This is a genomic window from Streptomyces anatolicus, assembly GCF_019400875.1.
In the GTDB taxonomy this organism is placed as follows: domain Bacteria; phylum Actinomycetota; class Actinomycetes; order Streptomycetales; family Streptomycetaceae; genus Streptomyces; species Streptomyces anatolicus.
On record NZ_WMBF01000086.1, the window covers coordinates 1 to 19,382 of the forward strand.

Genomic DNA, 19,382 nt, shown 5'->3' on the forward strand with positions numbered 1-19,382 from the left:
ACACGCGCCCACTCTCGCGTCCGTGTCCCACCCGGCCGCACGCGCCGCCGTCATCGCCACCGCTCGCGCGCTGGCCGCCCGCGGGCTCGTGCACGGCCGCACCGGCAACGTGTCGCTGCGTACCGGCGACGGCACCCTGCTCATCACCCCGACCGGCGCCGATCTGGCAGCCGTAGAGGCACCGGACCTATCCGTCGTCGATACCGCGGGCACCCATCTGCACGGGCCCCCGCCGTCGAAGGAGGCCTTCCTGCACGCGGCCGTGCTGCGCGCGCGCCCCGACGCACGGGCCGTCGTGCACACGCATTCCCCGCACGCCGCCGCCCTGTCCTGTCTCGAGGGCCTGGACCCGGAAGACGCGCTGCCCGCGCTCACCGCCTACTTCGCCCTGCGTGTCGGCCGGCTGCCGCTGCTCCCCTACGCCGCGCCCGGAGACATGCGGCTCGCCGAACTGGCCGCGGACAAGGCCCGCACCGATGCGGCGTTGCTGCTGCGCCACCACGGCCCGCTCGTAGCGGCTCCCGGCCTGGACGCGGCCCTGGAGGCCGTCGAGGAGCTGGAGCAGACGGCGCGGATCTTCCTGCTGCTCCGCGGCACGGACCACGCCCGGCTTACCGAGGCGCAGCGCGCGGACCTCACCCCGTCACCACCGCGCCCGGTGGCCCTGTTCAGTGCCCTCGCCATCAAGAAGGCGCTCGACGACGTCGTTCTGGAGGCCTTCACCAGCACGAGCGGCCTCGACGTCGAAGGCGTCTACGAGCCCACGAACGTACTGCTGCGCCACCTGGCCCTGGGCGCGCGCCCCGACGTCATGGTCGGCGTGACGGGCGCCCTCGAACAGCTGGCGGCCTCCGGACAGCTCGCGGCGTCCTCGGTGCGGCCGCTCGCGCGGGTGGGCATCGGTGTGGCCGTGCCGCCGGGTGCGCCCGCCGTGGATCTCTCCAGTACCGATGCGCTCGTGCGGGCACTGACGTCCGCGCGCTCCGTCGCGTACTCGCGGACGGGCGCGAGCGGTGTCGCGTTCGCCGCCCTCCTGAAGCGGCTCGGCATCGCGGATGAGGTCAACTCCCGTGCCACGGTGGTCGAGAAGGGCTTCACCGCGCTCGCGGTGACCGACGGGCGGGCGGATCTGGCCGTACAGCAGCTGAGCGAACTGCGCTTCGTGCCGGACGCCCAGGTGGTCGGCCCCTTCCCTGAGGAGGTCCAGCACTACACCGAGCTTTCCGTCGCGCTGGGCGCGCAGGCCGTGGGCAGTGCCGGGGCCGCGGCCCTCCTGCGGCACCTGACCGCCGCCCCGGCGCGTGCGGCGTACCGTGCGGCCGGGCTCGAAGACCCACGCCCGTGAACGCCATCCTCGCCCTGGTGGCGTTCATCGGCGCCATCGTCGTATGGAACGTGGCGTTCAAGCGGAACATCGGCGAGGCCATGGTGCTCGGGTTCCTCGCGAGCGCGGCGTTCGGCGGCACGGACGCGCTCCGCGTGGCCGGAGAGAGCCTCATGGAGGGGCTGAAGTCGCAGATCACGTTCGCGGCGCTCGCGTTCGTCTTCATCAGCGAACTGCTCACGCGTACCGGGCTGGTGCACCGGATGATCGACATCCTCAGCTCGCTGCTGGGTCGCCGCGAGGGCGGTTCCGCCTACGCGGCGACGGTCGCCTCCGGTCTGTTCGGCGCTGTCGCTCACAACGGCGCGGCCATCGTCGCCACCGTCGGCTCCCTGGCGATTCCGTGGATGAAACGGTCCCGCGCCAGTGGCGAGACGGCCGCGCTCGTGCTGTCCGGCAACGCGGGGGTGGGCGCCACTTTTCCGTTCAGCGGCGCGTTCTTCGTGCTGCTCGCGGCACCGACCGTGGTCCCGGTGCTCTCCTCACGCGAGGTCGTGGCCACCCTGTTCGTCACCGGCGTGTGGATGGTCGCGATGCGGCTCGTCATCGCGTACGCGATCGTGCGGTGGCGCGGGGTGGGCACCATGGCGGCGGCGGACATCAGGCCGCTGCGGGACTCCTTCGGCGCGGGCTGGACCTCGCTCATGGTCCTCGCCGCCGTCGCCGTGCCGGTGCTGCTGACGACCGGTCCGGCCAGCGACTGGGCCAGTGGGCGGCTAGGCGGACTCGACGCCGCGGACGCGGTGCCCCTGCTCGTGTGGCTGCCCGTGGTGATGCTGATCGCCGGGCTCCTGGTGGAGCGGCGGGCACTGCCGCACGGAGGGCCCGACTGGTGGCGGACCCTGGGCGAGATCGGCCCGAAGCTGGGGCTCGTGGGCGTGACGATGGTGTCGGCGTTCGCGGCCTCGGAGGTCCTCGCCCGGCTCGGCCTCGGCGAAGAGCTGGCGCCCTACCTGGAGGACCTTCAGGGCGTGCCGTCGCTGGTGGCGGCGCTCGTGGTGGGCCTGGTCCTCGTCATCGTCGCGGGCCCCCTCAACACCACCTCCACCCTGTCGGCCGTCGGTCCCGTCGCGTTCGCCGCACTCACCGCCGCGGGCATCCCCGCGCACGTCGCCTTCGCGTCGGTCATCGTCTGGGCCTCCTCGGAGGGGTGTTCGCCGCCGGGGGCCGCGCCGCTGTACGTGGCCGCCGGCATCGCGGACATCAACCCGGCCCGCATCTTCGTGCCCGTCGCCCTCTACTACCTGCTGCCGACCTATGTGTTCGGTGTCCTGATGGCGGTGGGCGTGCTGTGGATCCCGGGCTGAACCCGATGAGCCGCGCAACAGAGAACGGAGAACTCATGCAGTCCACCCGTCACTCCATCCGTCACCACATCCGTGCCTTCCTCCTGGACGCGACCCGCGTCCTGCTCATCACCTTCCTCCTCGGTGGACTCCTTGTGGTGAGCGGCCAAGTCGTGGCCCTCTTCGCGGGCGACCAGCGCCTCATGGAGCTGTTCGGCACGGCCGTCACCGAAGTGGTGTGCGTCGTGGCGGGAGCCGCGGGCATCTGCTCGTTCGCTCTGCTGTACGTACGCGACCGCGGCACCGCCGGCGCCCCGCGGCATCACGGGAGCGGGCCGGGCGAGGAGGACGGGGAGAGCGTCTGGGACTGAGGCGGCGTGATGGCGACCGCTCAACGGCATCGTTCCCCGGACACGCCGGAGCATCACGTCACAGAGCGTAGGGTGTCCGGGGCTCAGAGCCCTTGTGTGCTGTAGGCGCTGAGGTTGGCTTCGACCTGGCCCAGCAAAGTCAGCAGCTGCTCGCGCTGGGTCTCGTCAAGGCCGGCGAGGCTTTCCTGTTCCAGGGTGCTCCAGGCCCGGTCCACCTCGGCCAGCATGCAGGCGCCGGACTCCGAGGGCTCCACCAGTACCGCCCTCCCGTCCGCCGGGTCCGGCAGGCGTCGCACATGTCCGGCCTGTTCCATCCGCTGGAGCATCTTGGTGAGGGTGGAGGCTTCGACGCCGAGCATGCGGACCAGATCCGACTGGCGGAGGACGGGCCCGCTCTCCCACAGGTGCATCATCACCATCTCCTGACCCGGGTACAGCCCGAGGTCGCGCAGCAGGGACGCGGCCACCGTGCGGTGCAGGCGGGCCACCCGGCACAGCGCCAGGCTGACCGGACCGCCACCGGCGACGGCTGGCCGCACGGCAGGCCCGCCCACACCCGTAGCCGCCGACTCCTTTGTGGGCTCCATCACTGCTTCCGTGCCTCTCCGATCGTCCTCAGGGCACCGGAGGGTGCCCAGGCCGACCACTTTACTTGGTCGGCTAAAGACTGTTGTACGGTGGACCCGCCGAACTAGTTAGCCGACTAACCATTTACTTGGTCGGCTATGCATCCCTTCCTGTTATGCGGTCCTGTCGCGCAGGGCGGCTGGTGACCACCGCGCAGGCAGGGACCGATTCACTTTCTGGGAGCACCTCCATGAGCAAGATCTGGTTCATCACTGGCTCGTCCCGCGGCTTCGGCCGCCAGTTCGTCGAAGCGGCCCTCTCCCGTGGGGACAAGGTCGCGGCCACCGCCCGCGACACCGCCGCGCTCGCGGACCTCGTCACCACCTACGAAGACGCCGTCCTGCCGATAGCACTGGATGTGACGGACCGGGAAGCGGTCTTCGCCGCTGTCCAGCGCGCCCACGCGCATTTCGGCCGGCTCGACGTCGTCGTCAACAACGCCGGATACGCCCTGTTCGGCATGGTCGAGGAGGTGAGCGAGGAGCAGATCCGCGACCAGTTCGAGACCAACTTCTTCGGCACCCTGTGGGTCACCCAGGCCGCCCTGCCGTTCCTGCGCGCCCAGGAAAGCGGCCACATCGTCCAGATCTCCTCCTTCGGCGGTGTCTCACCCTGGCCCAACATGGGCGGCTACCACGCCTCGAAGTGGGCCCTGGAAGGCCTCACCGACACCCTGGCCCAGGAGGTCGCCGGATCCGGCATCAAGGTCACTCTCGTCGAGCCCAACAACTTCGCCACCGACGCGGCGGGCTCCTCCGGCGTTCACGCCAAGACCCTGCCCGCCTACGACGGCGTGCGCGCCGCGGTGGTCGCCGCTTTCAGCGGTGCCCCTGCCGGCGACCCCGCCGCGGCGGGCCCGGCACTGCTGAAGATCGTCGACGCCGAGAACCCCCCGCTGCGGGTCTTCTTCGGGAGCGCCTCTCTCCCGGTCGTCAGCCAGCTCTACGCCGAGCGGCTTAAGAGCTGGAACGACTGGGCCGAGGTATCCGCACTGGCTGAGAGCGCACAGGTCTGACCAAGCAACAGGTGGGTCGCTGGAGCACCGCGCGAACCACAGGAACGTCTCCTTGCGGCCGGGGCCGACGAAGCTCCGGCCGCCACGTCATGGTCACGTCGGCCGGAGCGGAAGCGGAGATACACAGCCCGGGGCGGTCCACCTCGGCACGGACGAGCCTGCCGGTTCGAAGGGCCGTTCCCAGAGCCGTTCCCAGAAGAGGGCATTCGATGAATGGCGACGGGAAAGCGCAGCCGCTTCACCGGCCGGTTATCGCCGCCGACGAAGACCCCGTCCTCGTACGGCCCGTCCAGGGGCAGCCTCAGCTCCGCCCCCCTTCGCGGCGGCGTGGCCCTCGCCGATCAGCATCGCCGCGGTGCGGTGCGGTGCGGGCGAGCGAGAGGCGACTGACCGAGCCGGGGCCGGTCGCCACTCTGTGGGGCAGTGCCCGGATCGCGGCTGCGGCCATCATGTAGCCGGTCGCGAAGTCGAGGGCCTCCACGGGCAGGTGACGGGGCCGGTCGGCGACGACGAGGGCGCCGGGCGCGTTGATCGGCGTCCTGTGTTCCGGGGCGGCCCGCGCCCCGGCCGTCGTGGCGTCGGCGAGGCCCGTGCTGAACTGAACGAGGGTGTCGAAGCCCCTGCGGTCCTTCCAGGGCCCCGTCCAGCCGTAGGGGTTGAGCGTCACTGCCACCAGGCCGGGGCGTACGGCGGCCCGGACATGGAGGGCGACGAGGCTGTCGAGACCGCCGGGCCGGTATCCGTGGACGAGCACGTCCGCAGTGGACAGCAGCACCAGTAGCTCTGGCCATGGTCACCGCCGGCATCGCCAACAACGGCCAGGTGGTGAAGCCCTACCTGGTCGAACGGATCACGGGGCCGGACCTGTCCGTGGTGGAGACGACCGACCCCGAGTTCCACGCTCAGGCCGTCTCTGCACGCACCGCGCAGAAGGTGCAGGACATGATGGAGCACACCGTCCACGAGGGCACCGCCGACCAGGCCCGGATACCCGGAGTGACCGTCGGCGGGAAACCCGGAACCGTCGAGCACGGCGTCGATGTGCGCGACGAACGCCCCTGCGCCTGGTTCGTCTCCTCCTACGTGAAGCAGAGCGACGGCTCCTCACCTGTCGCCGTCGCCGTATTCTTCGACCCCAAGGACATGGACATTTCCGCATCCGAGATCGGCGGCGTCCGACTCGCCGCGCCCGTCGCCAAAGCCGTGATGAAGGCCGTACTGAAGCCGTGACTCACGGACGTGCCCCTCGCGTCGTCGCATCGGCGGCCTGGCTGTGGGCAGCCGGAGTCGTGGGACTGGCCCTGGCCAACACCGCCGGGTGCGTCATCGGCTACGCGTGCGCCGCCGCGATAGGCAGGATCACGCCACGCCACGCCACGCCCGTCGCCTGTCGCTCCGCCCGACGCGACCCGCGCAGAGGCTCCCACCGGCAGGCCGGTGTCAAAGCCGATCCGATTCCCCCGGCCATCTGTGACCCTGCGGGACCTGCCCGGTGACAAGAGCGGCGGTCGACGGGTCCACCGCACGGACCGTCGCCCAGATCTGCCGCGCGGACCTCCTCGTCAACGACGCAGCCTACGAACACCGGTTCATCGCTGTGACCAGCAACATTCACCCTTCGGGCTTCGACACGACCATGCCGAAGACCCTCGCGGGCGGGAGCACCGATCGCCGTCGGTGGGGGGAATGGGGAAGCTGAGGTGGTGCGCGATGAGCGTACGTGCCTGGCTCAGGCCGGGGCAGGCGTACGGGACAGGGCTGTGCGCAGCGCGAAGAAACCGAGCAAACCACCTGCCGCAAAGCGCTGCGCGGTCATCACGCGTGGTCGGGCAGCCAGGAACCCCGATATCCGTGCTGCGCCCATCATGATCAGAGCGTTCACGGAGAGTCCCACGATGATCTGTACGCCACCGAGCTGCAGCAGTTGCGCCCAGGCCGGCCCCGCGTGGGGGTCCATGAACTGGGGCAGAAGAGAGGCGTACATGAGAGCGATCTTGGGGTTGAGCAGGTTGGTCAGGAGCCCCATCGAGAAGAGGCGGGCGTCAGAGACGGGAGGCAGATCCTGCGCCGGGGCGAAGGGTGAGCGGCCGCCGGGCTTGAGCATGTCCCAGGCCAGGTAGGCCAGGTAGATGGCCCCAGCGAGTTTGACCACTGTGAACGCCAGTGGCACGGCGGCGAACAGTGCGGACAGGCCGGCGGCCGCTGCCAGCAGGTAGCACAGGAATCCCACGGCGGTCCCGCTCAGGCTGACCAGGCCCGCCCTGCGGCCTTGGGTGATCGCGCGGGAGACGAGGTGGATCATGTTCGGTCCCGGAGTCAAGGCCATGCCCAATTCGACCAGGGCCACTGCCCCCACTGCGGTCAGACTGATCACTGGTCAACTCCCGGTCGACAGGCGGGGTCCCGGTACCCGGCGTGGGCGGCGTCCGTCGGCGACGGACGGGTGCGACGCATGTGCATCGCCTGCCTGAGGATACGGCCCTGCCGGTTGGCGTCTTCGTGCACCCTGGTGCCAGCGGGCCGATGCCATCAACGAAGGCCCCATGAGGGCGTTGGCGGTCAGCGTGTGATCGGCGGGCAGGTCCTGGTCAATAGGGCGACGCGGAGAACTCGCCTGGCTGCGCCGCGGTCTTTAGGTCTGCCCCAGCGGCGTCGTCCAGGTCGTGGGCGCTGGTGGGACGGTCCGGCAAGATCGCCGGAAGTGTGGTGAGCCTTTGCCGGTGACGATGGCGGCGGCCAGTTTCGGCCGCCTGATCGTTTTCAGGCGGCTCGGCTGACGTCCAGCCGTTCGGACGACGGCACATATCCAGCTGCCCTGTAGGCGGCGACGGCGGCAGCGTTCGCGCTCGGGGTGCTGACGAGTGCGCCTGACGCGCCCAGTTCACCCAGCGCCGCCGCGGCGGCGACGCTGATTGCCGTCCCGTAGCCGCGACCGCGATGGCCGGCGTGCACGCCCATCGGCTCCAGCAGACCGGGCTTGCCGGGCCCGGCCGACCAGACCGTCGCCGCGGCCACCGCGTTGTCCTGCTCGTCGTAGCCGATCAGGCAGCGGGCGTCGGCGTAGAGCGGCCCGGCCGCCAGGACATGCCAGATCTCCTCGGTGAACGCCGGGCTGGCGAACGCCGAGCGGTGCACCGCGGTCCGCACCCCCGCCGTCTTTGGACCGGCTACCTCGATCCGCAGGCCGCAGTCCTCCACCGGCTCGGCCAGATCGCGGCGCAGCGGCGTCCACGACTCGTCCAGATTCCAGCCCGCTTCCAACAGGACCTCGCGGAGCAGGGCGCCGTTGGGGATTTCGAGGCTGACCTTTCCGGGCGGCAGGACCCCGCGCTCCGGATCATCGAGGTCCGCCAGCAGGTGGCGCGCCAGATCGCCGTCCTGTCGCAGGTCCGGCGCGGTCGTCAGGCGCAGCACATCAGAGGCGTCCAGGTATCCGACGGCAATGATCCGTCCGCCTACGCTCCAGGTGCGGACGGCCGCGGCCAGCCTCTTCGCGCCCAGCGCCCAGGCCCAGCCGAGGTCTCCGGGATGGAGTTGCAAAGGCGTGCGGTCGTCCTGCCATGCGCGCAGGGCATCCACGGCCCCGGTCAGCCCGTCGACGCCGGGCTCGTTCAGAACGATCGTCATGTCCCGCATCTCACACCCTCGGGGCGACCGGCCGCACCTGGTTTCTTTCTCAGTCAGTCAGATCGCCCTAGGCGCAACCCAGCCCAAATCCCCGGCCTTTCCTGTCGACTTACTGGGAAGGCCTGGGCGCGCCCTCGGCGGCGCACGCAGGATGACGCCCGTGGGCCCCGCACACCCTTGCTCTCGGGGCCTGTTCCCCCGTGCGCCCCACGTGGCCCGGCGGGCCGACGGCGTCTGCGGTGCCGTCCCGCCCGAGCCGCGTCAGGCGTCGTAGCGCGGGCAGTGCCCGGGCGAGCGCGCGGCGCTCGGCCGGGGTGAGGAGGGCGATCAGTGGTGCCAGCTGCTCGGCCCGTTCCCCGCGGCACGACTCGCCGATGTTCCGCCCCTTCTGGGTGATGCGCACCAGAACGGCGCGGCCGTCGCGCGGGTCGCGTCCGCGTTCCACGAGGCCGTCGCGTTCCAGGCGTTTGACCAGCTGGGTGAGCCCCGGCTGGCTGAGCTGTTCGCTCGCGATCAGCTCCGTCAGCCGTTTCGGGCGGTCGTCACAGGCCAGGGCGTCGAGCACCGACAGCGTGCTGAACGCGTGGTTTCGCCTGCGCGGCAGGCGGATGTAGAAGCGGTTGAACTCCTCGACGACGTCGATGAACTGAGTCACATTCAGATCGCACGGAGAGGCAGGCACGCGGGGGAGCCTATAGCTTGCGGAGCGGCGATGTATTGATAACTTACAGAAGTTGCTTATGGTGTTCTGGGTGGCCGCCGTTGCGGCGCGCCGCGACACGCTCGGCTGCCCTCTCTTCACCACCGAGCCCCAAAAACCGTCGTGAGAGGAACGCATGACTGTTCGTGTAGGTATCAACGGCTTCGGCCGCATCGGGAGGAACGTCTTCCGGGCGGTCGCCGCCAGGAACGCGGACCTGGAGATCGTCGCGGTCAACGACCTGGGCGACGTGTCGACCATGGCCCACCTGTTGGCCTACGACTCGGTCCTCGGCCGCTTCCCGGAGGAGATCACCGCCGAGCCCGGCGCGATCCGGGTCGGCGACAAGACGGTCAAGGTCCTCGCCGAGCGCGACCCGGCCCAACTTCCCTGGGGCGACCTGGGCGTGGACGTCGTCATCGAGTCCACGGGCATCTTCACCAAGGCCGAGAAGGCCCGCGCCCACATCGACGGCGGCGCCAAGAAGGTGATCATCGCCGCCCCCGCGAGCGACGAGGACGTCACGATCGTCCTGGGTGTCAACGACGACATCTACGACCCCGCCAGCCACACCATCATCTCCAACGCTTCGTGCACCACCAACTGCCTCGGCGTCCTCGCCAAGGTGCTGCACGACAGCGTCGGCATCGAGTACGGAATGATGACCACGGTCCACGCCTACACCCAGGACCAGAACCTCCAGGACGCCCCGCACAAGGACCTGCGCCGCGCCCGCTCGGCCGCCGTCAACGTGGTGCCGACGTCCAGCGGAGCCGCCAAGGCCATCGGTCTGGTCCTGCCCGAACTCAAGGGCCGCCTCGACGCGTTCGCGCTGCGGGTCCCCGTGCCGACCGGATCGGTCACCGACCTGACGGTCACCACGAGCCGCCGCACCACCGTCGAGGAGATCAACGAGGCGTACGCGAAGGCCGCCGCCGGCGCGTACAAGGGACTGCTCACCTACACCGAGGCACCCATCGTCAGCTCCGACATCGTGACCGACCCGGCCTCCTGCGTCTACGACGCCGGTCTCACCCGTGTGAACGGGCCGCAGGTCAAGGTCGTCGGCTGGTACGACAACGAGTGGGGCTACTCGAACCGCCTCATCGACCTGGCGCTCAAGGTCGGCACCTCGCTCTAGGGACCGCCGACAGCCCGAGGGTCTGTCGGCGGAGGGCTCGGCTTGAGCCGTCGTCGCGGCGGGGCATCGGGCCGGGCCGCGTCATGACCGGGTCCGGTGGCCGAGTTCCGCGAGGCGGGAGAGCGCGGGGAGCGCCTCGGTGATCGCCCGCTGGTCCTCGGGCGCCAGTTGGGCGACGAGCGGGACCAGGCGGCGGATCCGGTCCTCCAGACGGGACGCGCCGACCTGCCGCCCGGCGTCGGTGATGTGGACGAGGACGGCACGCCCGTCCGTCGGGTCGGGGCGGCGTTCCACGAGGCCGTCCTGCTCCAGGCGCGTGACGAGCTGGGTGAGTCCTGGCTGGCTGATCTGCTCGGTCTTGGCGAGCTTCGTGAGCCGAGTGGGCCCCCGCGAGTTCAGGGTGTCCAGCACGGACAGGGTGGTGAACGACAGTGTCTGGAGAGCGGGCAGGCGAATGTAGAAGCGGTTGAAGTTCTCGATTGCCGAGATCAGGGCGCGCACGTCCAGGTGGTCCTGCGGGCTGTTGGTCTGCGAAGTGGTCACCCTAGAAAAATAGCGCACACTTATATAGTCTCGTTGATGCATTGATGGTCTGCACCCCGCGGGGGGCATGCGGTCCGCACCAGCTTTCCATGACGCAATGGCGCGTCTTGCTCTGACATTTCCGCGACCTCGGCGTCACCGGCGCCGTTCGGTCCGTCCAGGAAATCGCCTTCGCTGTCGATCCGGGGTACTTCCAGAAGAATGCCGGAAATCCTCGGGGAAATGAGCATGCCCGCATGAAGGAACTTCCGACGTTACCGTTCGACAATCCGTCCGTCATGGGCATCGCACCCCAAATGCGCGCACTGCAGCAGGAGGGGCCGATCACCAAGGTGCGGGCCGCCGGTGAGGACGCCTGGCTGGTCACCCGCTACGACGAGGTGCGCACCCTGCTCGCCGACCGCAGGCTCCGCCTCAGCAACCCCGACCGCGAGCAGTCGGCCAAGAGCGCGGCCAGAGGCTTCATGGTCGCGCTGATGGCGGGGGACGACTGCGACACCGAACTCGCCAGGCACGCGCAGATGCGCGAGCTGCTCGTCCCCCTCTTCACCACACAGCGGATGCGCCGCATGCAGACCCGGATCGAGCACCATGTGGAGGAGCTGCTCGACGAGTTGGCCGTCACCACCCCGCCGGTCGATCTGCACCGCGCGCTGTCGTTCCCGCTGCCGACCATGGTGGTCTGCGATCTGCTCGGTGTGCCGCTGGCCGACCGGGAGCGGTTCGGCCAGTGGGCGAGAGGCACCTTCGACCACAGCGACGATCAGCACTCGTCGAACACGTTCAAGAAGGTCGTCGACTACATGATGGAGCTGGTGGCCCGCAAGCGGGCCCAGCCGGGCGACGACATCCTCTCCGAGCTGATCACGGCCAAGGGCGGCACGCTGTCCGACGCGGAGATCGTCGACTTGGGCAGCGCCGTGCTGCTCTTCGGTTACGAGACCACCATCGTCCGCATCGACCTGGGCACACTGCTGTTGCTGCGCAACCCGGTCCAGCGCGCGCAGCTCGTCGAGGACCCCGGCCTCGCGCCGGCCGCGGTCGAGGAGATCCTGCGCCTGAGCGTCGGCGGGAAGGGATCCAACGCGCTGATACCCCGCTACGCGCACAGCGACATCACCGTCGGCGAGACGGTAATCCGGGCCGGGGACGCGGTGAAGCTCGCCATCGGCGCGGCCAACATCGACGAGCGGGCCTACCCCGCGGGCGACGTGCTGGATCTGCACCGGGACAAGCCCAAGTCACACCTGGCGTTCGGGCACGGCGCCCGCCACTGCATAGGCCGCACGCTGGCCCGGATCGAGCTGACCGCCGTCTTCGAGAGGCTGTTTCGTCGTCTGCCTGACCTGCGGCTCGCGGTTCCGGAGGATTCGCTGCGGTGGCAGGAGCACCGGATCACCGGCGGGTTCGACGAAATCCCGGTGACGTTCTGAGCGGTATCGGCAGAACCGTCGCTCCCCCGCCATCAGAGACTTCCGCAGGAAACGAACAAGCCATCCGGCTATGTGAGTTGACGATCCCTCAGGCAATTTGAGGGCTGGAAATGAATCGCTGGGCTATATAGGCTCCTGGTCGATCGAATCAAGCTGTCGGTCTGCCCGGAGGTGTGACGCTCCTTTCCCGACGCGCCAGATTTCACGAGGACAAGGAACCATGACGGAGACTTTCAGCGAGTACGTCGACTGCGCCCCTCTTCTCGACAACCGTGAGGCCCTTGACCGGTTCTACGAAGAGCACGGATATCTATACCTGCGGGGCGCCCTGGACCGCGAACTGGTGCGGACCGCCGCCGAGCAGATGCTCCAGGGCCTGATCGCACTCGGCCACGCAGCCCCCGGCACCACCCTTGACACCCTCGCCATCGACTCCTTCGAGGCGGTCGACGAGGTGGCGATGCACGAGTACGTCAAGTACGACGAGCTGTGGAACCACCCCACGACCGTCAAGGTCTGGGAGAAGGTCTTCGGCGAGCCCGTCTTCGTCTTCAAGTCGACGACGATCCGCTACTACCCCACCGCCGCGGGCTCCGCGGAGCCGAGCTTCCTGACGCCCCTGCACCAGGACGGCTTCTACATAGGCCCGAACAAGGACTTCCGCACCGCCTGGATACCGCTGCTCCCCACGAGTCCCGCCATAGGGGGCGTCGCCATCGCCGACGGCAGCCACAAGCGGGGCCCCCGCGAGCACGTCATCACCGAGAACTTCCGCCGCTTCGGCCACCCCGTGCGCGGCATCCCCGCCGAGGAGTTCGGCGCGGACGAGCAGCTGCTGTTCTCACCCATGGAGCCGGGCGACGTCATCCTCTTCCACGCCTTCACGTGCCACAAGTCCATCCCGAACGTCTCGGTGGACCCGGCCGGCATGCGGATGTCGATGGACACCCGCATCCAACCCGCCTCCTCGCACCGCGGCTTCAACTCCCTGACCCCCTGGCCCGAGTCCGCGAAGGACGCCTCCAAGGGCATCCTGTCGAAGATCACCGGCACCCCCACCACCGCCGAATGACCGGGTCATCCTCGCACCCGCCTCAACCGTTCCCCGAGAAAGCCCGGGTAGGCAACGCATGACGAAACGCGAGGGCCTGCCCTCCGCCAAGGGCCCCGGCGTGGCGCCGGAGCCCGCCCCCCGTACGGAGCCGGTCGCCACGGGGCTCAGCGGCATCGCCCTCGTGGTGGTGCTCACCGGATACGCCCTGTCCATCGTCGACGCCTCCATCGTCAACGTGGCGCTGAACTCGATCAGCGACGACCTCCACGGCGGCCCCGCCGCCCTGGAACTGGTGGTGTCCGGCTACGGCCTCACCTACGCACTCGGCCTCGTGCTCGGCGGCCGGCTCGGCGACGCCTTCGGCAGGCGCCGCCTGTACGCCTGCGGACTCGCCGCGTTCACCCTCACCTCGGCGCTCTGCGGACTCGCCCCGACCATCGAGTTCCTCGTCGCGGCCCGGCTGCTCCAGGGCGCCGCCGCCGCCATGCTCGTACCGCAGGTGCTCGCGACGATCCAGGCGGCCACCGAGGGCCAGGCACGCGCCCGGGCCATCGGCATGTACGGCGCGACCGCCGCCCTCGGCATGGTTATCGGACAGATTTTGGGCGGCCTCCTCGTCGAGCTGGACATCGCGGGGATCGGCTGGCGGGCGGTCTTCGCGATCAACGTACCGATCGGTGTGGCCGCGCTGCTCGCCGTCCGGCGCGTCCCCGCCACCAGGGCGGGCGCCAAGCCCGGATTCGACCCCAAGGGCACCGCCCTGTTCGGTCTCACCATGGTCTGCGTCCTCGCCCTGGTGGTGGCGGGCCCCGATCTGGGCTGGCCGCTGTGGCTGTGGTCCCTGCTCCTGGTCGCCGCGGCGGGCGCCCTGGCGCTGGCACGGGTCGAACGCGGCCTGGAGGCGCGGGGCGGTTCGCCGCTGCTGTCCCCCACCGTGCTGTCCCACCCGGGCATGCGCAGGGGCCTTGCGGCAATGGTCCCGTTCTCGGCCGGCTTCGGTGCCTTCCTGTTCGTCTACGCACTGGTCGCGCAGGGCCACTTCGGCCTCGACGGCCTCGAATCCGGCGGCGGCCTCGCGCCGTTTGCCGTGGCGTTCTTCGCGGTGACCCTGTTCACCCCGAGGATCGCGGCGGCCCTGGGCGCCCGCATCGTCACCCTCGGCGCCTGCGTCCAGGGTGCGGGCCTGCTGCTCCTCGCGCTGGTCATCCGGTTCGGCTGGCCGCACCCCTCCCTGACGCTCGTACTCGCCGGGATCGGCCTCTACGGCGTGGGCGCCGCGCTGACCGGGCCGACGCTGTTCCGGATGATCCTCGCCGACGTGCCCCCGGCCCAGGCCGGGATGGGCAGCGGTGTGCTGGTGACCAGCCAGCAGATGGCGACCGCGCTGGGCGCGACCGTGGGCGGCACCCTCTACCTCTCCATGACCGACTGGCAGTCGACGATGCCGGCGGCCGTGGCCGTCCTCGCCCTCCTCGCGTGCTGTTCGGTGATCGTCCTCGTGATCAGCCTGAAGCTCCCTGACCCCCGGTGAAGCCGCGTCCCACGCATGACGCGTGCTGACCCAGACCTTCTCGCGGACAACGGCACGCCGTCCTCCGGCGTACCCGCGTACAGAAGCGGAGGCAGCCAAGTGCAGTTACGGACAGACACGGCCGTGGTGACCGGCGCCGCCAGCGGCATCGGACTCGCCCTCAGCGCCCGCTTCGCACAGGCCGGCGCCGCCGTGGTCATGGCGGACGTCGCGGGCGACGCGCTGCGTGCGCGGGCCGCCGAACTCACGGCGCGCGGCGCCAGAGTCACCGCCGTGAGAGCCGACCTGACCGACCCGGACGCCGTCGCCCACCTCGCGGACACCGCGTTCGACGTGCTCGGCGACATCGATGTGGTGTGCAACAACGCCGGGGTCATCGGGCCCGTGGGGCAACCCCTGTGGGAGGTACCGCTGGAGCGGATGCGGCAGGTCTTCGAGGCGAACCACTGGGCGCACGTCCTGGTGTCCCGCGCTTTCATCCCCACGCTCCTCCAGCGCGGCAGACCCGCCCACCTGATCCACACCGCCTCGATGTCCGCCTTCGCCGTCGGCGCGGGCAGCGCCGCCTACGCCGCCTCCAAGCACGCCGACCTCGCGGTCGCCCGCAGCCTGCGCGCCGATCTGCGGGGCACCAGGATCCGGGTGTCGGTGCTGTGCCCGGGACGGGTCGACACCCCCATGGTCCAGGGGCTGACCGCCCCGCGCGGCGCGGGCGGCGACACCTCCGTGAGCGCCGAGGACGTCGCCTCGCTCGTGTGGGAGGCCCTCGGCTCCGACCGCTTCTACCTCTTCAGCAACTCCGACGCCCCGCTGCGGCTGCGCGATCAGTTCGACGACGTATGGCGTCATGTCTCCCTTCCGCCCCCTTCCCCCGAGGAGGAGCTGTGGCACACGCCGAGAGCGACGACCGAAGCGATGAAGCACTGACCATCGATCTGGAGGCGGTGCGGGAGAAGTACCGGCAGGAACGCGACAAGCGCACCGCCGGGCGCACCTACCAGTTCGCGCGCGGCGACTTCAGCGGCTACGCGCGGGACCCCTACACCGAGCGGCGGGAGCGCGAGCCCCTCACCGACGAGGTGGACGTCGCCGTCGTCGGCGCCGGCATCGGCGGCCTCCTGACCGGCGCCCACCTGCGCCGGGAGACGGGCCTGGACCGCATCCGGCTGATCGACGAGGCGGGCGACGTCGGCGGCACCTGGTACTGGAACCGCTTCCCCGGCGTCCGCTGCGACGTCGAGAGCTACATCTACATGCCGCTGCTCGAAGAGACCGGCACGATACCCACGGAGAAGTACTCCACCGGACCCGAGATCTTCGCCCACCTCCAGCGGATCGCCCACCAGTACGACCTCTACCGCGACGCCCTCTTCCAGACCGCCGTCACCGAACTGCGCTGGGACGAGGCCGCCGGGAGGTGGCTGGTGAGCACCGACCGCGGAGATCTGTTCCGGGCCCGGTACGTGGCCATGTCGATCGGCCTGATGCACCGCCCCAAACTCCCTGCCGTGCCGGGCCTGGAGACGTTCGCCGGGCACTCCTTCCACACCAGCCGCTGGGACTTCGACTACACCGGCGGTGACAGCACCGGCGGCCTGACCGGGCTGAAGGGCAAGACGGTCGGCGTCATCGGCACCGGCTCGACGACCATCCAGCTCGCCCCGCACCTCGCCGAGTGGGCCGAGCGGCTCGTCCTCTTCCAGCGCACCCCCGCCACCGTCGACGTCCGCGGCAACCGGCCCACCCCGCCCGACTGGGCGGACAGCCTCGAACCGGGCTGGCAGCAGCGCCGGATGGAGAACTTCCACGCCCTGACCTCGGGCATCCCGCAGGACGAGGACCTGGTCCAGGACCGCTGGACCCAGACCACGGCCGAACTGGCCGCCGCGATCCTGCCGACCGGCGACACGGGGGGCGACCCCAAGGAGCGGGCGCTCGCGGCCGAGCGGGCGGACTTCCTGAAGATGGAGGAGTTGCGCGCCCGCATCGACCACGTCGTCACCGACCCCGCGACCGCCGCCGCCCTCAAGCCGTACTACCGCGTGTACTGCAAGCGGCCCTGCTTCCACGACGGCTATCTCCACACCTTCAACCGGCCCAACGTCACCCTCGTGGACACCCAGGGGCAGGGCGTGGAACGGCTCACCGAGACCGGGGTGGTCGCCAACGGCCGGGAGTACCCGGTCGACTGCCTGATCTTCGCCACCGGCTACGAGCACGAGTTCGCCGTCCCCTACACCGAGCGCGCCGGATACGACATCGTCGGCCGCGACGGCGTGAAGCTGTCGCAGAAGTGGGCGGACGGGGCGCGCACCCTGCACGGACTGCAGGTGAACGGCTTCCCCAACTGCTTCATCCTCTCCAAGATCCAGGCGGGCCGGCACGTCAACATCGCCTACATGCTGGGCGAGCAGACCCGGCACCTCGCGTACATCGTCAAGAGCGTCGAGGAACGCGGACACCGGGTTGTGGAGGCGTCGGAGGCCGCCGAGAAGGAATGGGTCGAGGAGATCCTCCGGCTCGCCAGCAACGATCTCGACTTCCTGGAGAACTGCACACCCGGCCTCTACAACAACGAGGGCGACCCGAGCGCGATGCCCCGGCTCAACTCCAGCTACGGCGGCGGCTCGGTGGAGTTCGTGAACATCCTCAGGCGCTGGCGCGCGGCGGGCGACCTCGCCGGCCTCGAACTGCGCTGACCACCCGAGACTTCTGCGAAAGGCGGCAACGCTCATGGACGTCACGCCGATACCCGGCGCACCTCTCGGCGCCGTCGTGGACGGCGCCCGTGTCACCGGCGGCATGGACAAGGCCCAGGCCGAGGAGATCTGGGCGGCTCTCGACGCACACCTCGTCCTCGTCTTCCGTGGCCATCAGACGCCCTGTGACGAGGAGTTCCTGGCCTTCGGCCGCCACTTCGGGCACATCCCGAAGACCGGCCTGACCAGCGGCGCCCACCCCGACCACAACGAAATCCTGATCGTCTCCAACCTGGTGGAGAACGGCCGCAAGACCGGCGTCGGCGACGCCGAGTGGATGGACTGGCACACCGACTACTCCTTCCGCCCCCGCGTCTCCCAGGTCGGCTTCCTCGAAGCCCTCGAGGTGCCGGCCTCCGGTGGCGGACGGACCCTCTTCACCGACATGTACGCCCTGTACGAGTCGCTGCCGGCCGAAGAACGCAGGCGCCTGCACTCCTACCGGGTACGCCACGCCCTGCGCACCGGGTACGAGGAGACCATCGAGGAGAGGCTCCAGGGCGAGGTGTCCCTCGGCGAGAGGGCCGAGCAGATCCAGCCCGAGGACGGCACTTCCACCATCCACCCGCTGATCGCCCGCAATCCGCGCACCGGCCGCCAATCGGTTTACGTCAGCTCGCTGAACACCAAGTGGATCGTGGATCTCGCCCCCGACGACAGCCGCGCACTGCTCGACGAACTCCTCTCGCACGCCGGCAGGCCCGAGTTCACCTACGCCCACACCTGGCAGCCGGGGGACATCGTCATGTGGGACCAACTCGGCACCATCCACGCCAAGGAGGCGTTCGACCCGTCCGAACGGCGCGACATGCGCCAGGTCGTCAGCATCTTCGACGACCCAAGGGCCCCCTGGCGCGCGCGGGTCGCCGCATGAGCACCGCTCCCGCCTCCCTCAGACACAGCCGGGACACCATCACCCCGGCACTGCGGGCCGCCGTCGACCGGCGCGACCACCGCTCACGCCACCAGGCCGCCTACCACTTCGGCTGGATCACCGCCGGTGGTGCGCCCACCAGCGCCGACGCGGGCAAGGCCGTACGGCCGGCGCTCGCGCTCCTGTCGGCCGAGGCGGTCGGCGCACCGCCGGAGGTCGCCCTGCCCGGTGCCGTCGCCGTGGAGCTGGTGCACAACTTCTCCCTCGTGCACGACGACCTGATGGACGGCGACGAGGAGCGCCGCCACCGGCGCACGGTGTGGAAGCTGTGGGGCCCCTCCAGCGCCATCCTGACCGGTGATGCCATGCTCGCGCTCGCCCAGGAGGTGCTCCTCGACACCGGATCGCCCACGGCGGCACCCGCTGCCCGGCTCCTCGCGCGCACCACCCGGCACCTGATCCGCGGTCAGGTCCAGGACCTCACCTTCGAGCAGCGCGGACGCGTCACGGTCGAGGAGTGCGTCGACATGGCGGCCGGGAAGACCGGCGCGCTGATGTCGGCGAGCGCCGCGATCGGCGCCGTGCTCGCCGGGTCACCGGAGACGACGGTGGACGCCCTCGCGCTCTACGGCGACCATCTCGGCATCGCCTTCCAGCTCGTCGACGACGTGCTCGGCATCTGGGGCGACCCCGCTGTCACCGGCAAGCCGGTCCACTCCGATCTGCGTTCCCGCAAGAAGTCCCTGCCGGTGAGCCACGCCCTGAACCAGGACGGGCCGCTCAGCGGCGAACTGGCCGACTGGCTCGCCACCTCCGGCGAACCCGACGAGGAGGAGCTGCGGCGGGTGGCCGGCCTGATCGAGGGCGCGGGCGGCCGGGACTGGGCGCTGGCCGAGGCCGCCCGGCGTATGACGCTGGCCGAGGAGGCGCTGAGCGGCGTCGGTCTCGACGCCGGAGCGCGGGGCGAACTTCTCGCGCTCGGCCGGTTCGTCGTCGACCGGAAGGTCTGAATCCCGGCCGCCCCTTCCCACATGCCC

The 19,382-nt window shown here is 70.2% G+C and carries 19 protein-coding genes; 13 read left to right on the top strand and 6 right to left on the bottom strand.

The annotated features are described in order from the left end of the window. The 3 genes from GKQ77_RS33300 to GKQ77_RS11180 all read left to right on the top strand — a co-directional run. Positions 1 to 1,345, top strand: a 1,345-nt coding sequence (locus tag GKQ77_RS33300) for a class II aldolase/adducin family protein (protein WP_258021164.1), incomplete at its 5' end; no start/stop codon positions are given. Beyond that, positions 1,342 to 2,691, top strand: a complete 1,350-nt coding sequence (locus GKQ77_RS11175) for a TRAP transporter large permease subunit (protein WP_219688561.1) — start codon at positions 1,342 to 1,344, stop codon at positions 2,689 to 2,691. The genes GKQ77_RS33300 and GKQ77_RS11175, both read left to right, overlap by 4 nt. 35 nt (positions 2,692 to 2,726) lie before the next feature. Beyond that, positions 2,727 to 3,041 carry a hypothetical protein gene (locus GKQ77_RS11180; protein ID WP_219688562.1) on the top strand — a complete coding sequence of 105 codons (315 nt, stop codon included), beginning with the start codon at positions 2,727 to 2,729 and terminating at the stop codon, positions 3,039 to 3,041. Positions 3,042 to 3,124: 83 nt separating this feature from the next. Here GKQ77_RS11180 and GKQ77_RS11185 read toward each other — a convergent pair whose 3' ends face one another. Then, the gene (locus GKQ77_RS11185) at positions 3,125 to 3,628 is read right to left on the bottom strand and encodes a MarR family winged helix-turn-helix transcriptional regulator (RefSeq protein ID WP_219688563.1); all 504 of its coding nucleotides are present in this window, start codon (positions 3,626 to 3,628) and stop codon (positions 3,125 to 3,127) included. Positions 3,629 to 3,858: 230 nt separating this feature from the next. Here GKQ77_RS11185 and GKQ77_RS11190 point away from each other — a divergent pair, with 230 nt between their 5' ends. After that, a complete protein-coding gene (locus GKQ77_RS11190) occupies positions 3,859 to 4,683 on the top strand; it encodes an SDR family NAD(P)-dependent oxidoreductase (protein ID WP_219688564.1) in 825 nt (274 codons plus the stop codon). A 301-nt stretch (positions 4,684 to 4,984) separates the two neighbouring features. On the opposite strand, the gene GKQ77_RS11195 is transcribed toward GKQ77_RS11190, so the two are convergent. Beyond that, a complete protein-coding gene (locus tag GKQ77_RS11195) occupies positions 4,985 to 5,458 on the bottom strand; it encodes a CoA transferase (protein WP_308117623.1) in 474 nt (157 codons plus the stop codon). Between the two features lie 14 nt (positions 5,459 to 5,472). Here GKQ77_RS11195 and GKQ77_RS11200 point away from each other — a divergent pair, with 14 nt between their 5' ends. After that, entirely contained in the window at positions 5,473 to 5,913 is a 441-nt protein-coding gene (locus GKQ77_RS11200) for a penicillin-binding transpeptidase domain-containing protein (RefSeq protein WP_219688565.1), read from the top strand. 499 nt (positions 5,914 to 6,412) lie between these two features. Here GKQ77_RS11200 and GKQ77_RS11205 read toward each other — a convergent pair whose 3' ends face one another. The 3 genes from GKQ77_RS11205 to GKQ77_RS11215 all read right to left on the bottom strand — a co-directional run bounded on the left by GKQ77_RS11205 (position 6,413) and on the right by GKQ77_RS11215 (position 8,965). After that, positions 6,413 to 7,057: a LysE family translocator gene (locus GKQ77_RS11205; RefSeq protein ID WP_219688566.1), complete on the bottom strand. Its 645-nt coding sequence runs from the start codon at positions 7,055 to 7,057 to the stop codon at positions 6,413 to 6,415. 386 nt (positions 7,058 to 7,443) lie between these two features. Continuing rightward, on the bottom strand, positions 7,444 to 8,310 hold the full coding sequence (locus tag GKQ77_RS11210) for a GNAT family N-acetyltransferase (RefSeq protein ID WP_219688567.1): 867 nt from the start codon (positions 8,308 to 8,310) through the stop codon (positions 7,444 to 7,446). A gap of 109 nt (positions 8,311 to 8,419) precedes the next feature. Beyond that, positions 8,420 to 8,965, bottom strand: a complete 546-nt coding sequence (locus GKQ77_RS11215; protein ID WP_308117624.1) for a MarR family winged helix-turn-helix transcriptional regulator — start codon at positions 8,963 to 8,965, stop codon at positions 8,420 to 8,422. 181 nt (positions 8,966 to 9,146) lie between these two features. Here GKQ77_RS11215 and gap point away from each other — a divergent pair, with 181 nt between their 5' ends. Continuing rightward, positions 9,147 to 10,151 (top strand): type I glyceraldehyde-3-phosphate dehydrogenase, encoded by a 1,005-nt coding sequence (gene gap, locus GKQ77_RS11220; protein WP_219688569.1) that lies wholly within the window; start codon positions 9,147 to 9,149, stop codon positions 10,149 to 10,151. Between the two features lie 81 nt (positions 10,152 to 10,232). On the opposite strand, the gene GKQ77_RS11225 is transcribed toward gap, so the two are convergent. Beyond that, a complete protein-coding gene (locus tag GKQ77_RS11225) occupies positions 10,233 to 10,694 on the bottom strand; it encodes a MarR family winged helix-turn-helix transcriptional regulator (protein WP_308117625.1) in 462 nt (153 codons plus the stop codon). 236 nt (positions 10,695 to 10,930) lie between these two features. Here GKQ77_RS11225 and penM point away from each other — a divergent pair, with 236 nt between their 5' ends. From penM to GKQ77_RS11260, 7 genes are all read left to right on the top strand, one after another. Further along, entirely contained in the window at positions 10,931 to 12,127 is a 1,197-nt protein-coding gene (gene penM, locus GKQ77_RS11230) for a pentalenolactone synthase (RefSeq protein ID WP_219688571.1), read from the top strand. A gap of 220 nt (positions 12,128 to 12,347) precedes the next feature. Continuing rightward, positions 12,348 to 13,199, top strand: a complete 852-nt coding sequence (ptlH, locus tag GKQ77_RS11235) for a 1-deoxypentalenic acid 11-beta-hydroxylase (protein ID WP_219688572.1) — start codon at positions 12,348 to 12,350, stop codon at positions 13,197 to 13,199. Positions 13,200 to 13,257: 58 nt separating this feature from the next. Next, positions 13,258 to 14,712: an MFS transporter gene (locus GKQ77_RS11240; RefSeq protein WP_219688573.1), complete on the top strand. Its 1,455-nt coding sequence runs from the start codon at positions 13,258 to 13,260 to the stop codon at positions 14,710 to 14,712. Positions 14,713 to 14,811: 99 nt separating this feature from the next. Continuing rightward, a complete protein-coding gene (ptlF, locus tag GKQ77_RS11245; RefSeq protein WP_219688574.1) occupies positions 14,812 to 15,639 on the top strand; it encodes a 1-deoxy-11-beta-hydroxypentalenate dehydrogenase in 828 nt (275 codons plus the stop codon). Between the two features lie 17 nt (positions 15,640 to 15,656). Continuing rightward, on the top strand, positions 15,657 to 17,411 hold the full coding sequence (ptlE, locus tag GKQ77_RS11250) for a neopentalenolactone/pentalenolactone D synthase (protein ID WP_308117626.1): 1,755 nt from the start codon (positions 15,657 to 15,659) through the stop codon (positions 17,409 to 17,411). A gap of 34 nt (positions 17,412 to 17,445) precedes the next feature. Then, the gene (ptlD, locus tag GKQ77_RS11255; protein ID WP_219688576.1) at positions 17,446 to 18,345 is read left to right on the top strand and encodes a neopentalenolactone/pentalenolactone F synthase; all 900 of its coding nucleotides are present in this window, start codon (positions 17,446 to 17,448) and stop codon (positions 18,343 to 18,345) included. Next, entirely contained in the window at positions 18,342 to 19,355 is a 1,014-nt protein-coding gene (locus GKQ77_RS11260; RefSeq protein ID WP_219688577.1) for a polyprenyl synthetase family protein, read from the top strand. The genes ptlD and GKQ77_RS11260 overlap by 4 nt, the downstream gene beginning before the upstream one ends. The last annotated feature ends 27 nt before the right edge of the window (positions 19,356 to 19,382 follow it).